16 protein-coding genes are annotated in these 14,559 nt (G+C 69.8%); 4 read left to right on the top strand and 12 right to left on the bottom strand.

Features of this window, described 5'->3' with window-relative positions:
- Positions 1-26 precede the first annotated feature (26 nt).
- Positions 27-635, top strand: coding sequence for a glutathione S-transferase family protein (locus DS837_RS20075; protein ID WP_149166387.1), 609 nt, complete (start codon positions 27-29; stop codon positions 633-635).
- A gap of 4 nt (positions 636-639) precedes the next feature.
- Here the strand turns inward: DS837_RS20075 and DS837_RS20070 are convergent, their stop codons facing one another.
- The 3 genes from DS837_RS20070 to gltX form a co-directional block, all read right to left on the bottom strand.
- Positions 640-846 carry a hypothetical protein gene (locus DS837_RS20070; RefSeq protein ID WP_149166386.1) on the bottom strand — a complete coding sequence of 69 codons (207 nt, stop codon included), beginning with the start codon at positions 844-846 and terminating at the stop codon, positions 640-642.
- Entirely contained in the window at positions 839-2,152 is a 1,314-nt protein-coding gene (gene gltA / locus DS837_RS20065) for a citrate synthase (RefSeq protein ID WP_059398731.1), read from the bottom strand. Before gltA ends, DS837_RS20070 begins: the two co-directional genes overlap by 8 nt.
- Before the next feature lie 94 nt (positions 2,153-2,246).
- Positions 2,247-3,659, bottom strand: a complete 1,413-nt coding sequence (gltX, locus tag DS837_RS20060; RefSeq protein ID WP_149166385.1) for a glutamate--tRNA ligase — start codon at positions 3,657-3,659, stop codon at positions 2,247-2,249.
- A 164-nt stretch (positions 3,660-3,823) separates the two neighbouring features.
- On the opposite strand from gltX, the gene DS837_RS20055 reads away from it, so the two are divergent.
- Positions 3,824-6,001 carry a ComEC/Rec2 family competence protein gene (locus DS837_RS20055; protein ID WP_149166384.1) on the top strand — a complete coding sequence of 726 codons (2,178 nt, stop codon included), beginning with the start codon at positions 3,824-3,826 and terminating at the stop codon, positions 5,999-6,001.
- Positions 6,002-6,026: 25 nt separating this feature from the next.
- Here DS837_RS20055 and lexA read toward each other — a convergent pair whose 3' ends face one another.
- The 8 genes from lexA to DS837_RS20015 all read right to left on the bottom strand — a co-directional run bounded on the left by lexA (position 6,027) and on the right by DS837_RS20015 (position 12,162).
- Entirely contained in the window at positions 6,027-6,725 is a 699-nt protein-coding gene (gene lexA, locus DS837_RS20050; RefSeq protein ID WP_149166383.1) for a transcriptional repressor LexA, read from the bottom strand.
- Positions 6,726-6,893: 168 nt separating this feature from the next.
- Positions 6,894-8,111, bottom strand: coding sequence for a molybdopterin molybdotransferase MoeA (locus DS837_RS20045; RefSeq protein WP_149166382.1), 1,218 nt, complete (start codon positions 8,109-8,111; stop codon positions 6,894-6,896).
- On the bottom strand, positions 8,111-8,605 hold the full coding sequence (moaC, locus tag DS837_RS20040; protein WP_137114364.1) for a cyclic pyranopterin monophosphate synthase MoaC: 495 nt from the start codon (positions 8,603-8,605) through the stop codon (positions 8,111-8,113). Before moaC ends, DS837_RS20045 begins: the two co-directional genes overlap by 1 nt.
- Entirely contained in the window at positions 8,602-9,063 is a 462-nt protein-coding gene (locus tag DS837_RS20035) for a GNAT family N-acetyltransferase (protein WP_149166381.1), read from the bottom strand. The genes moaC and DS837_RS20035 overlap by 4 nt, the downstream gene beginning before the upstream one ends.
- A 34-nt stretch (positions 9,064-9,097) precedes the next feature.
- A complete protein-coding gene (gene trpC, locus DS837_RS20030) occupies positions 9,098-9,886 on the bottom strand; it encodes an indole-3-glycerol phosphate synthase TrpC (protein WP_149166380.1) in 789 nt (262 codons plus the stop codon).
- Positions 9,883-10,956: an anthranilate phosphoribosyltransferase gene (gene trpD / locus DS837_RS20025; RefSeq protein WP_149166379.1), complete on the bottom strand. Its 1,074-nt coding sequence runs from the start codon at positions 10,954-10,956 to the stop codon at positions 9,883-9,885. Before trpD ends, trpC begins: the two co-directional genes overlap by 4 nt.
- Positions 10,953-11,543 (bottom strand): anthranilate synthase component II, encoded by a 591-nt coding sequence (locus DS837_RS20020; protein ID WP_035673146.1) that lies wholly within the window; start codon positions 11,541-11,543, stop codon positions 10,953-10,955. Before DS837_RS20020 ends, trpD begins: the two co-directional genes overlap by 4 nt.
- Before the next feature lie 154 nt (positions 11,544-11,697).
- Positions 11,698-12,162, bottom strand: a complete 465-nt coding sequence (locus tag DS837_RS20015; protein WP_149166378.1) for an STY0301 family protein — start codon at positions 12,160-12,162, stop codon at positions 11,698-11,700.
- 119 nt (positions 12,163-12,281) lie between these two features.
- Between DS837_RS20015 and DS837_RS20010 the strand changes: the two genes are divergently transcribed.
- Positions 12,282-13,493: a divergent polysaccharide deacetylase family protein gene (locus tag DS837_RS20010; RefSeq protein WP_247890043.1), complete on the top strand. Its 1,212-nt coding sequence runs from the start codon at positions 12,282-12,284 to the stop codon at positions 13,491-13,493.
- A 27-nt stretch (positions 13,494-13,520) separates the two neighbouring features.
- On the top strand, positions 13,521-13,724 hold the full coding sequence (locus DS837_RS20005) for a heavy-metal-associated domain-containing protein (RefSeq protein ID WP_149166377.1): 204 nt from the start codon (positions 13,521-13,523) through the stop codon (positions 13,722-13,724).
- 24 nt (positions 13,725-13,748) lie between these two features.
- Here DS837_RS20005 and DS837_RS20000 read toward each other — a convergent pair whose 3' ends face one another.
- Positions 13,749-14,552 (bottom strand): hypothetical protein, encoded by an 804-nt coding sequence (locus DS837_RS20000; protein WP_149166376.1) that lies wholly within the window; start codon positions 14,550-14,552, stop codon positions 13,749-13,751.
- Between the last annotated feature and the right edge of the window lie 7 nt (positions 14,553-14,559).

Raw genomic sequence — 14,559 nt, 5'->3', positions numbered from 1 at the left:
TGTATTCGGAGCGGAGACACGCCACCATGCTGCGCCTATACGACAATCTGTCTTCCGGAAACGGCTACAAGTGCCGGCTGCTGCTGCACAAGCTCGGCATCGCCTATGAACGGGTCGAACTGGACATCGACCGGGCGGAGACCCGCACTCCGGAATTCCTGGCGCGGAATCCGAACGGGCGCATTCCGACGCTGCAACTGGAGGACGGCAGCCATCTGCCGGAATCCAACGCCATCCTCTGGTATCTGGCGGAGGGTACACCTTACCTGCCCAACGACCGGGAAGGACGTGCGCGGGTCCTGCAATGGATGTTCTTCGAGCAGTACAGCCACGAGCCGAACGTCGCGACCGTGCGCTTCTGGATCACGCACCACGTGGAGATGACGGAGGAGCGCAAGCTCGGGCTGGTGACCAAGCGCCGGCTCGGCTACGACGCGCTGGGCGTCATGGAAGGGCATCTGGCGGAGCGCCGCTTCTTCGTGGGCGATCGCTTCAGCATCGCCGACATCGCGCTCTACGCCTACACGCATGTGGCGGAGGAGGGTGGGTTCGACCTGTCCGGCTACCCGGCGGTGCGCGCATGGATGGAGCGTGTGGCGGCGGAAGGGCCGCACATCCCGATCACCCAGGGCTAAACGGTCAGATCAGCACCACCGCGGCGATCATCGCCACAATCACCGCATAGAAGACGATGCGGCGAAGCCGCCGCGACAGCGGCGGCTTGTTGTCGTTCGCGACGGGCTGGCCCTGACGGACCCGCCGCGCCGGAACGATGAACGCAGCCGGGCTGCGGGCGGCTCCGTCGGAGCCGCCCGTCCCGATGTGTGCTGTCGGCCGGTTAGCCACGCTCGGCCAGCGGGATGAAGTCCCGCTTGGTCGCGCCGGTGTAGAGCTGACGCGGACGGCCGATCTTCTGGACCGGGTCCTCGATCATCTCCTTCCACTGGGAGATCCAGCCAACGGTGCGCGCCACGGCGAACAGCACGGTGAACATGCTGGTCGGGAAGCCCATCGCCTTCAGGATGATGCCCGAGTAGAAGTCGACGTTCGGGTACAGCTTCTTCTCGACGAAGTACGGGTCCTCGAGGGCGATCTTCTCCAGCTCCATCGCGATGTCGAGGAGCGGCTCGTCCTTGATGCCCAGCTCGGCCAGGACCTCATGGCAGGTCTTGCGCATGACCTGGGCGCGCGGGTCGTAGTTCTTGTAGACCCGGTGGCCGAAGCCCATCAGGCGGAAGTTGTCGTTCTTGTCCTTGGCGCGGCGGACGATCTCCGGGATGCGATCGACGGAGCCGATCTCCTCCAGCATCTTCAGCACGGCCTCGTTGGCGCCGCCGTGGGCCGGACCCCACAGCGAGGCGATGCCGGCGGCGATGCAGGCGAACGGGTTGGCGCCCGACGAGCCGGCCAGACGGACGGTCGAGGTGGAAGCGTTCTGCTCGTGGTCGGCGTGCAGGATGAAGATCTTGTCCATGGCCTTGGACAGGACCGGGTTGACCTTGTACGGCTCGCACGGCGTGCCGAAGGTCATGTAGAGGAAGTTCTCGGCGTAGGACAGATCGTTGCGCGGGTACATGAACGGCTGACCGACCGAGTACTTGTAGGCCATCGCGGCGATCGCCGGGATCTTGGCGATCAGGCGGTGCGCGGCGATCTTGCGCTGCACCGGGTCCTCGATGTCCGTCGAGTCGTGGTAGAAGGCCGACAGCGCGCCGACGACGCCACAGAGAACCGCCATCGGGTGGGCGTCGCGGCGGAAGCCGCTGTAGAAGCGGGTCAGCTGCTCATGCACCATCGAGTGGCCGCGCAGGATCCCCTCGAACTCTTCCTTCTCGGCGGCGTTCGGCAGGTGGTTGTTGAGGAGAAGGAAGCAGACCTCCGGGAAGGTCGCGTGCTCGGCAAGGTCGTCGATGGCGTAACCGCGGTGCAGCAGGATACCCTCGTCACCGTCGATGTAGGTGATCTTGGACTCGCAGCTGCCCGTCGAAGTGAAACCCGGATCGTAGGTGAAACAACCGGTCTCGGCGTAGAGCTTGCGGATGTCGATCACGTCCGGACCCGTGCTTCCCTTCATCACGGGCAGGCTGACCTGCTTGCCAGTCCGGTTGTCGATCAGGGTGAAGGTATCGGCCTTGTCCGCGGTTTGGGTCATCTCGGCACGTCCTTATCTTTAGGGTTGGGGCTTAACGCCCTTTTCGAATGCGCGCAGCATAGTTCTATGCCGGGCGGATATCAACGCACGGAAGTTATCCCCGTGCTGCAGTTGCGGCATCCTTCATCCGGGCCAGCGTTTCCGCGCGGCCCAGGATCTCGGCCACCTCGAAGATGGGCGGCGACACGGTGGAGCCGGTGAGCGCCGCGCGCAGCGGTTGGGCGATCTTGCCCAGCTTCTCGCCCCGCTCCTCGGCGAAGGCGCGCACCAGCCCTTCCAGGGCGGCGGCGGTGAAGTCCGCTTCCGCCTCGAAGCGGGCGGCGAGGTCGGTCAGGACGCCGCGGCCCTTCTCGTCCAACAGCGCGGCGGCTTTCTCGTCCATCGCCAGCGGACGGGCGGCGAGGTAGAAGCGGGCGCTCTGGGCGAGATCGACCACGGTGCGGGCGCGCTGCTTCAGCCCGTTCATGGCGCGGATCAGCAGATCGCGCTCCGACTCGGTCAGCGCGCGGCCAAGCTCGGCCTCCAGTCGCGGAGCGGCCAGACCCACGAGGCGGGCGTCGTCGGCCAGCCGCATGTAGTGGGCGTTCAGGTTCTCCAGCTTGGCGAAGTCGAAGCGCGAGGGGGAGCGCCCGATGCCCTCCAGGTTGAACCACTCCACGGCCTGTTCGGTCGAAATGATCTCGTCGTCGCCGTGCCCCCAGCCGAGCCGCAGCAGGTAGTTGCGGATCGCCTCCGGCAGGTAGCCCATGTCGCGGTAGGCGTCGACGCCGAGCGCGCCGTGGCGCTTCGACAGCTTGGCGCCGTCCGGCCCGTGGATCAGCGGGATGTGGCCGAACTCCGGCAGGTCCCAGCCCATGGCGTTGTAGATCTGGATCTGGCGGAAGGTGTTGGTCAGATGGTCGTCGCCGCGGATGACGTGGGTCACGCCCATGTCGTGGTCGTCCACCACCACCGCCAGAAGATAGGTCGGGGTGCCGTCGGCGCGCAGCAGGATCAGGTCGTCGAGCTGGGCGTTCTGCACCGTCACCTCGCCCTGGACGCGGTCCTTCAGGACCGTCTCGCCCTCCTGCGGCGCCTTCAGGCGGATCACCGGCTTCACGCCGGCCGGCGCCTCGGAGGGGTCGCGGTCGCGCCAGCGCCCGTCGTAGCGCACCGGCTGGCCCGCAGCCTTCTGGGCGGCGCGCATCTCCTCCAGCTCCTCGGGGCTCGCGTAGCAGTGGTAGGCGCGGCCGGCGGCCAGCATCTGCTGCGCCACCTCGGCGTGGCGGTCCTTGCGGGCGAACTGGCTCACCGCGTCGCCGTCCCAGTCGAGGCCGAGCCAGGACAGGCCGTCGAGGATGGCGTCCACCGCGGCATCCGTCGAACGCTGGCGGTCGGTGTCCTCGATGCGCAACAGGTACGTGCCGCCGTGGTGGCGGGCATACAGCCAGTTGAACAACGCGGTGCGGGCACCGCCGATGTGGAGAAAGCCGGTGGGCGACGGGGCGAAACGGGTGACGACGGTCATGGGTGGCTCAATTCCGGGTTCGGCGCTGCTACAGTGCTGCGGCGGCCGCGCGGCGGCTGCGGCGGTGCGACTGCGGTGGTGCGGTGGTGTAACACATTAACGGCGCCGGAGGCATTTGCCTTGCGCGCATAGGCGACAGTATGGCCCACGGGGTTGAAGAGGGCATGGCCGGAGGTTTGGCGGCGGAGGAGGGCGATGCCGGTCCTGTCCGTCGCGGCCTCGCCGCGCGCCTTTCCGCGGCGGCGGCGGAATGTCTCGCCGCGGAGCGGGAGCGCTGGGCGCTGTGGCTGCCGGTGGGAACCGGGGCGGGCGTGGCTCTGTATTTCGGCCTGCCCGCCGAGCCGCCGCTCTGGCTGGGGCCGGGTGTTGCGGTCGGTTGTCTGCCTCTGTTGTGGCTGGCGCGGCGGCGTCTGGCGCCGGTCGTCCTGCTGCTGGGCCTGTTGAGCGTCGCTCTGGGCTTCGCCGCGGCGCAACTGCACAGCGTGGCGGCGATGGCGCCGATGCTGACGCGCGAGCTTGGACCGGTGCAGGTGACCGGGCGGGTGCTGGCGGTCGAGCGGCAGCCCACCGGCACGCGGTTGATGATCGGTGAACCGACGGTGGAGCGGCTGGCCCCGGAGGCGACGCCGGAGCGGGTCCGCCTGCATCTGCCGGCCAAGGTGACACCGCCGGAGGCCGGGACGGTGGTCCGGCTGCGCGCCATGCTCCACCCGCCGGCCGCCCCGGCGGAGCCGGGAGCGTTCGACCTGCAGCGGCGCGCCTATTTCGAAGGCTTCGGCGCGGTCGGCTTCGTCATGGGCGCCCCCGTCGCACAGGAGGCGCCATTGCCAGGCGGCTGGCGCCGGGTGACCGTGGCCTTCGAGCGGGCGCGCGCCGCCATCGCCGAGCGGGTTCGTGCCGTCGTGGCCGATTCCGCGGAGGCCAGCGTCACCGCCGCCCTGCTGAACGGCGACGCGGCGGCGATTCCAGGACCGATGATGGACGCCTTCCGCGACAGTGGCCTCGCGCATCTCCTGTCCATTTCCGGCCTGCATGTGGGCATTGCCGCGGGGATCGTCTTCTGGGTGGTGCGGGCGCTGCTGGCGCTGGTTCCCTGGGTGGCCCTGCGCTGGCCGATCAAGAAGATCGCGGCGATGGCCGGCATCCTGTCGGCCATCCTGTACACGCTGTTGGTGGGCGCGCCCTTGCCGACGCTGCGGTCGGTGCTGATGACCGGCCTTGTCATGGGCGCGGTCATCGCCGACCGGTCACCGATCAGCATGCGGCTGGTCGCCTTCGCCGGCATCGTCACCGTCCTCTACGACCCTGAGGGGATGCTGGGGCCGAGCTTCCAGATGTCCTTCGCGGCGGTCGTCGCCCTGATCGCTGCCTTCGAACGCTTCACGCCCTGGGCGGTGCGGCAACGGCGCGAGATGGGCTGGCTCGGCCGGGGAGCCATGACTCTGGGCGGCATCGCTTTTTCCAGCGTGGTGGCGACCGTCGCGACGACGCCATACGGGCTCTATCATTTCCAGCAGGTCGCCTTTTACGGCGTGCTGTCCAACATGGTGGCGATCCCCATCACGACGGTGTGGATCATGCCCTTCAGCCTGCTCTCCTACCTGCTACTGCCCTTCGGGCTGGAGGGGGTGGCGGTGACGGCGATGAGCTGGGGCGTCCGGCTGGTCATCGAGACGGCAGAGCGAACCGCGGCGCTGCCCGGCGCCACCGCGTTTCTGCCGGCCATGCCCGACGCCGCCATCGCGGCGATCACGCTGGGCGGGCTGTGGCTGGCCATCTGGACGGGACGCTGGCGCTGGCTGGGGCTGGTCGCCTTGACCAGTGGACTGGTCGCCCCGGTCTTTGCGTCGCGGCCCGACATTCTGGTGTCGGAGGACGGAAAGCTGATGGCCGTGCGCGGCGCGGAGGGGATTCTCAGCCTGTCCGCCGCCAGCGACGGGCGGGTGGCGAACAGTTGGAGGCGGCGCGACGGCATGGAGAAGCCGGAGGACAAAGCCGGTCAGGACGTCTGGCCGCTCGCCGGGGTGAGCCTGGACGGGCGGCTGCGCTGCGACGCTCTGGGATGCCTCTACCGCGCGCGGGGACAGACGGTGGCGCTGCTGCGCCAGCCGGACGCCTTGCCGGAAGATTGCGCGCTGGCCGATGCGGTGGTGACCGTGGTCCCGTCGCGCGGATGCCGGGCGCCGCTGGTCATCGACCGCTGGCGCCTGCGGCGGGAGGGCGCGCACGCGCTCACCCTGACGGACAAGGGCATCCGCGTCGAGAGCGTGCGCGACCAGCGCGGCGACCGCCCGTGGACGATGGGAAGAACGCTCCCCGATGGAAAGACCGGGGCGCGCTGAACCGTCGCCCCGGAGCATCCTGCCGTCAGTACTTCCGCACCAGACCGACAAGGCGGCCCTGCACGCGGACGCGGTCGGCGCCGAAGATGCGGGTCTCGTAGGCGGCGTTGGCCGGTTCGAGCGCCACGGTGTTGCCCTTGCGGCGCAGGCGCTTCAGCGTGACCTCGGCGTCATCGACCAGAGCGACGACGATCGAGCCGTTGTCCGCGCTGTCGCAACGCTGGATGACCACCGTGTCATGGTCGAGGATGCCGGCCTCCACCATGGAATCGCCGGCGACCTCCAGCGCGTAGTGGTCGCCCATGCCGAGCATGGCGGCGGGAATGTCGACGAAGGCGGAACCGTCGCGCAGCGCCTCGATGGGCGTGCCCGCGGCGATGCGGCCGTAGAGCGGAAGCTGCACCGATTCGGACGCCGGGTTCGCCTCCCGTCCCGCGAAGCTGAAGTCACCCTTGATGACGTTGGGCTGGAACTTGGCGCGCGGCGGCCGGGTCCGGGCGGTTTCCATCCCCTCCGGCAGCCGCAGCACCTCCAGCGCGCGGGCGCGGTGGGGCAGGCGGCGGATGAAGCCGCGCTCTTCCAGCCCGGTGATCAGACGGTGGATACCCGACTTGGACTTCAGGTTGAGAGCGTCCTTCATTTCATCGAAGGAAGGGGACACACCGCCCTGTCCGAGCCGCTCGTTGATGAAAAGCAGCAATTCATGCTGCTTGCGCGTGAGCATTTGTGCCTCCCGACCGGTTCCGCACTAGATATGGAACAAAAGCAAAACGTTCCCTTATGTTCTAGTTTGGTTCTTAACCTCCGTCAAGCCCTACGGATGAAATCAATCGCAAATCGACGGATAGGACTCCCAAAGCGATTGCCAAAGGGATTGGGGGTGCAGAATGGATTAAAGCGACAGGACACCGCCGCTCAATGGGATCACCGTCACGCGGTCGCCCGCGGTTGCGGCGGGGGCCTGCGGTTCGCGGACGATCAGGGCGTCGGCTTGGGCCAGCCGGGACATCATCGCGCTGTCCTGGCGCGGGAAAGGGGTAGCGACCGGCTCGCCGTCCGGTCCGACGGACAGCGTGGCGCGCAGGAAATCCGTGCGGTCGTCGTTGGCCTTCAGCGATGCGCCGAGTCGCGCCATGAGCGTAGCGTTCTCGGCGGGCAGCCCCTGAAAATGGCGGAGCAGCGGCACCAGGAACAGCAGGGCGGCCACCCCGGTGGACACCGGATTGCCGGGCAGGCCGAGCAGCGGCACGCCGTTCGCCGTCCCGAAAATCAACGGTTTGCCGGGCTTCATGGCGACGCGGTAGAAGTCCAGCGACAGCCCGCCCAGCACGTCGCGCACATGGTCGTGCTCGCCTTGCGAGGCGCCACCCGTGGTCACCAGCAGGTCGCAGCCGGCCGCCCCGGCGGCCATGGCGGCAAGATGCTCCGGATCGTCCTTGGCCACGCCGAGATTGTGCGCGACGCCGCCCTGGCTGGCGACCAGCGCGCACAGGCCGATCGCGTTGGAACTGACGATCTGGCTCGGCCCCAGCGGATCGCCGGGCAGGGCGATCTCGTCTCCGGTGGCGAGCACGGCGACCCGCGGGCGGCGGTGGACGCGCAGCCAGGGCAGATTGGCCGCGGCGGCCAGGGCGACGTCGCGGGCGGTGAGCAGCCGTCCCTTGGGAAGCAACTCCTCACCCGCGGTGAAGTCCAGACCGGCGGGGCGGATGAAGCGGCCCGTGGGCACGGCGCGCCCGACGCGCACGCGGTCCCCGGTGTCTTCGCAATCCTCCTGCATCACCACGGCGTCGGCCCCGGCGGGCAGGGGGGCGCCGGTGAAGATGCGCACGGCCTCGCCTGCTCCGACCGATCCGGCGAAGGCGTGGCCGGCCGCGGACTCGCCGATGCGGCGCAGAGTGACCGGCGCATCCGCCGAAGCCGAGACGATGTCGGCGGCGCGGACGGCCCAGCCGTCCATGGCGGCGGCGGCAAAGGGCGGCTGGGTCAACCGGCCGACGGCGGGCTCCGCCAGGACGCGCCCCAGCGCGTCGGGCAGCGGCACCGTCTCCGCCGGCAGGACGGTGAAGGCGGCGAGGATGCGGGCGCGGGCTTCACCGACCTGCAGCATCAGACCGCGCTCCCCCATTCGCCGCTCTTGCCGCCGGCCTTGTGGAGCAGCTTGACCTCGGTGATGGTCATGCCGCGGTCCACCGCCTTGCACATGTCGTAGACGGTGAGTGCGGCGACCGACACGGCGGTCAGTGCCTCCATCTCAACGCCGGTCTGGCCCCTGAGCTTGCAGGTGGCGGTGATGTCCACGGCGTTGCGCTCGGGGTCACAGGTCAGGTCGACCTTGACCGAGGTCAGCATCAGCGGGTGGCACAGCGGGATTAGGTCCGGCGTGCGCTTGGCCCCCATGATGCCGGCCAGCCGGGCCACCGACAGGACGTCGCCCTTCTTGACGCCGCCCTGGAGGATGAGCGCCAGCGTTTCCGGCTGCATCAGGACGGAGCCGCGGGCGGTCGCCGTGCGCTCGGTGTCGGCCTTGTCGGACACGTCCACCATCACCGCGCGGCCTTCGGCGTCGAAATGGGTGAAGCCGCTTGCGGGCTGGTCGGTCATAGGGGTTTCTCCAGGAACAGGCTCAGCGGGTCCGGGGCGTAGGGGCCGAACGGGCCGCGGTCGGTGAAGCCCTGCTTGCGGTAGAGTGCGATGGCTTCGTCCTGATAGACGCCGGTCTCCAGCCGCAGCAGGGACAGGCCGGCGCTGCGGGCCTCGTCCTCGATGCGTTCCAGCAGGCGGCGCCCGATCTGACCGCCGCGCGCGGTCGGCTGGACGAACATCCGCTTGACCTCGCCATAGCCGCCCTCGATATCGATGCGCACGGCGCCGCAGCCGACCACGGTTCCGGAACGCCGGGCGACCAGGAAGCGGATGTCCGGCTTGGCCAGCGATTGCAGGTCGAGCAGATGGTTGCTCTCGGCCGGATATAAGTCGCCCAGATAGCGGTCCAACTCCTCGATGAGCTGGACCACTTCGTCCTGGAGCGGGCTTTCACGGGCAATGGTCACGTTCGGCACGGCGTCGCTCCTCCCCATTGCTTTTTATTTGGTATCAGGCGAGCAGGGCGCGGGTGGCCGCGGTCACATCCTCCTGCCGCATCAGCGATTCACCGACCAGGAAGCAACGCGCGCCCACCGCCGCCATGCGCGACAGGTCCGCCGGGCTGTAGAGGCCGCTCTCGGCGACCAGCATGCGGTCGGCGGGCACATGGGCGGCCAGTTCCTCGGTCGTGGCGATGTCGACCGCCAGAGTCTTCAGGTTCCGGTTGTTCACGCCGAGAAGCGGGGTCTTCAGCGCCAGCGCGCGGTCCAGCTCCTCGCGGTTGTGCACCTCGACCAGCACGTCCAGGCCCCAGGCGATGGCGGCGTCCTCGATCTCCGTGGCCTGCGCGTCGCTCAGCGCCGCCATGATGATGAGGATGCAGTCGGCGCCGAGCGCGCGGGATTCGGCGATCTGGTAGGGATCGACCATGAAGTCCTTGCGCAGCACCGGCAGGTCCACCGCGGCGCGGGCGGCCAGCAGATAGTCGTCGCAGCCCTGGAAATAGGGCTCGTCGGTCAGCACCGACAGGCAGGTGGCGCCGCCCTCGCGGTAGGCGCGGGCCAGCGACGGCGGGTCGAAATCCGGGCGGATCAGGCCCTTGGACGGGCTCGCCTTCTTGATCTCGGCGATCAGGCCGTAGCGGCCGCCGTCGACCGTGCGGCGCAGCGCACGGATGAAGCCGCGCGCCGGGTCGGCGGCGCGGGCGGCATCCTCCACCACGGACAGCGGGCGGGCAGACTTGCGGGCTTGGACCAGCGCGCGCTTGTCGTCGCAGATGCGGGTCAGGACGTCGCTCATGGCGCGGCAACCGGTTCGTTGGTGGCGGACGAATTGGTGATGGACACAAGGCGCTGGAGCACGGCGCGGGCGCCGCCGCTGTCGATGGCGTGGCGGGCCTGCTCGACGCCTTCCTTGAGGTCGCCGGCCTTGCCCGCCACATGCAGCGCGGCGGCGGCGTTCAGCAGCACGATGTCGCGGTAGGCGCCCTGGGCACCGTCGAACAGCGCGCGGATGGCCTCCGCGTTCACATGGGCGTCGCCGCCCTTAAGAAGCTCCGGCCGGGCGCGGAAGATGCCGGCCTGCTCCGGCTCGATCTCGAACACCGTGACCTCGCCGTCCTTCAACTGGGCGACGGTGGTCGGGCCGGTGGTGGTGATCTCGTCCAGCCCATCGGAGCCATGGACGATCCAGGCGGCCTCCGACCCCAGGCGCTTCAGCACATGGGCCAGCGGCTCCACCCACTGCCTGGCATAGACACCGAGAAGCTGGCGCTTGGCGCTGGCCGGGTTGGACAGCGGTCCCAGCAGGTTGAAGATGGTGCGGGTGCCCAGCTCGACGCGGGTCGGGCCGACGTTGCGCATGGCGAGGTGGTGGCGCGGCGCCATCAGGAAGCCGATGTGGGCATCCCACAGGGCCTTGCGCACCAGACCCATGTCGCAGTCAAGATTGACGCCCAGCGCGCCCAGCACGTCGGCGGCGCCCGACTTGGACGACATGGCGCGGTTGCCGTGCTTGGCCACCGGCACGCCGCAGGCGGCGATGACGACCGCGGCGGCGGTGGAGATGTTGTAGGTGCCGGAGCCGTCGCCGCCGGTGCCGCAGGTATCGATGGTGCCCTCGGGCGCCTCCACCGGGATCGCCTTGGCGCGCATGACGCGGGCGGCGCCGGTGATCTCGTCCACCGTCTCGCCGCGCACGCGCAGCGCCATCAGGAAGCCGCCCATCTGCGACGGGGTGGCGTTGCCCGACATGATGATGTCGAAGGCCAGCGAGGCCTCTTGCTCGTTCAGGGCGTTGCCGGCGGCGACCTTGGCCAGGATCGCCTTCATGTCGGCCAGGTCGCCGTGCGGCGCGGACGGCGTGCTCATGCGGCGGTCTCCAGCCGGCGGGTCGTGTTCAGGAAGTTTTCCAGGATCTTGTGCCCGTGCTCGCTCTCGATGCTTTCCGGGTGGAACTGCACGCCGTGGATCGGCAACTCGCGGTGGGACAACGCCATAATCAAGCCGTCCTCCGTCTCGCCCGTCACTTCCAGGCAGGCGGGCAGGGTGGCGCGCTCGACGATCAGCGAGTGGTAGCGGGTGGCCCGGAAGGGCGAGGGCAGGTCCTTCAGGACGCCGCGCCCCTGGTGGAACATGCGGTCGACCTTGCCGTGCATCGGCACCGGCGCGCGCAGCACCGTGCCGCCGAAAGCCTGCCCGATGGCCTGATGGCCCAGGCACACGCCCATCAGCGGAACGCCGGCCTTGGCGGCGGCGTCGATCAGCGGCAGGCAGATGCCCGCCTTGTCCGGGTCGCAGGGGCCGGGCGACAGCACGATGCCCTCGGGGCGGAGCGCCATGGCCTCCTCCACCGTCAGGCTGTCGTTGCGGCGGACGTCCAGCTCGGCGCCCAGTTCGCCCAGATAGTGGACGAGGTTGTAGGTGAAGCTGTCGTAGTTATCGATGAGCAGCAGCATGGGGCGCCCCGGCATCCTTCCGGCCTGTCGTTTCCGGTCCGTTGGTCACGGTCCAATCGTCCCGGAATAGCGTTCCGGCCTTGTTCCAAGGCGGGTACCCTAGCGGCTGAGGCCATGGATTTCCAGCCCGTCCGAACCTCGACTTGGCGGAGAATCAGCGGCAGAGGAACTGTGGCGCCATTGCGGGCTTGTCCAGGACCATGCCGCGCGCGTCGGTCTCCTCGGTGATCTGGCAGCGCCGCACGGTGCGCGGCAGGTCGATGGCCAGCGTGGCCTGCGTTCCATTGTAACGGCAGATCAGGAAGACGTTGTCGCGCCGCGCGGCGGGGAAGTCCCATTGTCGGATTTCCGAGCGGCCCCGCCGCAGGCTGCGGTCCGGCTCCAGCCCCGCCGGGGCGGCGGGCAGGGAGGGAGGCGTCATCTGCGCCGTCCGGTCGCCCTCGACCAGAGCGACGCCGGCGAAGGCGTGCTGGTCCTTCGCCGGGTAGGGCGACCAGCCGCCGGGCGCCTCCGGCTGGGCCTGCACGGTCAGGCTGGGCGGGCAGCGGACCTCGTCGGCGAGGGCCGGCGGCGCGGCGGCGGCGGTGAGGACGGCCAGGAGGGGTAGGGCGCGAAGCATGGCGGGTCACAGCATAGTCCCAGCCGGCGGAGACCTCCACCCCGCTCCGCTGTTGCAGGGACGGTGCGGGGGTGCCACCTTGCGCGCAAACCGGAAACCAGGGTTCGAGATTCCTTTCCATGGCCAGAAAATCGCCGCGCAAGCCCCAGAAAGCCGCGGCACGGAAGCCATCACCGAAAACACCGGCCGCTGCATCGGGACGGACGGCATCGGGGCGTGCCATCTCGCCGGTCCTGCTGGCGCTGGCCGGTGTGATCGCGGTCTTCGCGGTGGCGCTCGGCGCGCGCTTCATCATCGGGCGCGACGCGCCGGAGACGGAGACCGTCGTGGAGCGGGAGGCGCCGGTCATCGCCCCGGCCGCGCCGATCAAGGCGCCCCTACCCCCCAAGGTCGCGGAGGCACCGCCCCCGCCTCCGGTTCGCGAGGCCGAACCCGCTCCGGCGCCGGTTCCCGCGCCGACTCCGGCTCCGCAGGTGACCGAGGCCCCGGCTCTGGCCCCCGTTCCGGTTCCCGCACCGCCCCCGCCGCCGGTCCTGACGCCGAAGCCGGTGGTGGCGATGCTGCCGCCTCCCATGGTCCCGGCGGAACCGCCCAAGGTGGCTCCCGGCTCACCATTGTGGAAGAAGAACGCGCTGCCCTTCCGGGCCCCGCCGGGCAAGCCGGCCATCGCCATCGTCATCGACGACATGGGCGTGGACCGCAAGCGCTCGAACCGCACGGTGTCGCTGCCGGCGCCGCTGACGCTGGCCTGGCTGCCCTACGCCCACGAGCTGCCGGCCCAGGCCCGCGCCGCCCGCGCCGCCGGACACGAGCTGATGCTGCATCTTCCCATGGAACCCAGCGGCTCCGCCGATCCGGGGCCGCTGGCGCTGCGCGTGTCGCTCGACAAGGGGGAGATCCTGCGTCGGACCAAGGCGGCGCTGGACAGCTTCGACGGTTATGTCGGGGTGAACAACCACATGGGCAGCCGCTTCACCGCCGATTCCGCGGCCATGGCGCCCGTGCTGGGGGAGATCGCGCGGCGCGGCCTGTTGTGGCTGGACAGCCGGACCACCGCGAAGAGCGCCGGCCTGACCCTCGCGCGGGAACTTCAGATGCCCTTCGCCGGACGCGACATCTTTCTGGACAACGAGATGACCGTGTCCGCGGTGCGCGGCCAGCTCGCCAAGACGGAGCAGGTGGCGCGCAAGCAGGGCTACGCCATCGCCATCGGCCACCCGCACGATGCGACAATCGACGCACTCGCCTCCTGGATGCCGGAGGTGCAGAAACGCGGCTTCGTCCTGGTTCCGGTCAGCGCCGTCGTGCGCGCCCATCACGCCGGCGGGTGACCGCCGGTCCCGCTTGAGGAGAGTTCCATGGCTGACACCTACAAGGTCGGCGGCATGACCTGCGGCGGCTGCGCCCGCTCCGTCACCAACGCCATCGGCAAGCTGGCGCCGGGCGCCGCCGTGACGGTGGACCTGGACGCCGGCACCGTGGCGGTGGAGGGCGGAGTCGCCCCGGAAACGGTGAGGAAGGCCGTGGAAGGCGCCGGCTTCGACTTCAGCGGCCAAGCGTGAGGAAGACTTAGGCCTGAGAAAGACTTAGGCCGCCGGAGGACGGCGCAGCCGCCACACCAGCAGGCCGCCGGCCCAGGACAGCGACACCACCAGGGCGACGCCGAGCGCGACGAACCGTCCGGCGGGTTCGGCCAGCAGATGGGCGGTGGTCAGCGCCAGGGCGAGGCCGGGGTTGGTCAGCAGCGCGCTGCGCATCGCCGCGGCGACCACGCCGCCGCCCAGGCGGCCGTGCAGGATCACCGTCAGGCTGGTGAGGGCGATGGGGAACACAGCGGCGATGCCGGTGGCCGCCGGCCCGATGCTGTGGCTGAGCGTGGTCACGGTGGCGACCAGAAGGCCGACCAGGCCGGCGCGGGCCGGGATGTCGTACCAGCGCGACCGCGCCACCCGGACCGTCTTGTCCTGCGGGATCGGCGCGGACACCGCCCAGGCGGCGATCCCGTAGCAGGCCAGCGTCAGCAGCAGCGCCAGCGGCAGAGTCCAATCGACGGCGGAGCGCAGGGTGGCCGCCACGGCGATCCAGAAGGCCGAACTGGAGACGACCGTCGCGGGCATGCTCCAGAGCGGGGCGATCCGCACCAGAAGCGCCAGATAGAGGACGATGGTCGCGTTGCCGACCATTCCCGACAGGGCGGCGTCCGCGACGAAGGGATCGCCATGCTCCATCGCGAGCATTACGAAGGCCGGTCCGGTGGAGACGGGCAGGGCGGTGATCATGCCGCCGTAGAAGGGGCCGGCCTTCTCCGCCGCCAGCGAGGCGGCGACGACGACCAGGGCCGCCGCCACGATCTTGACGATCAGCGGCAGCAGCAGCGCATCGAGGGGCATGCGGTCC

Source organism: Azospirillum brasilense (genome assembly GCF_008365405.1).
Classification (GTDB): Bacteria; Pseudomonadota; Alphaproteobacteria; order Azospirillales; family Azospirillaceae; genus Azospirillum; species Azospirillum brasilense_D.
The sequence above is the reverse complement of the archived record's forward strand: the minus strand, read 5'-3'. Positions and strand labels throughout refer to the sequence as shown.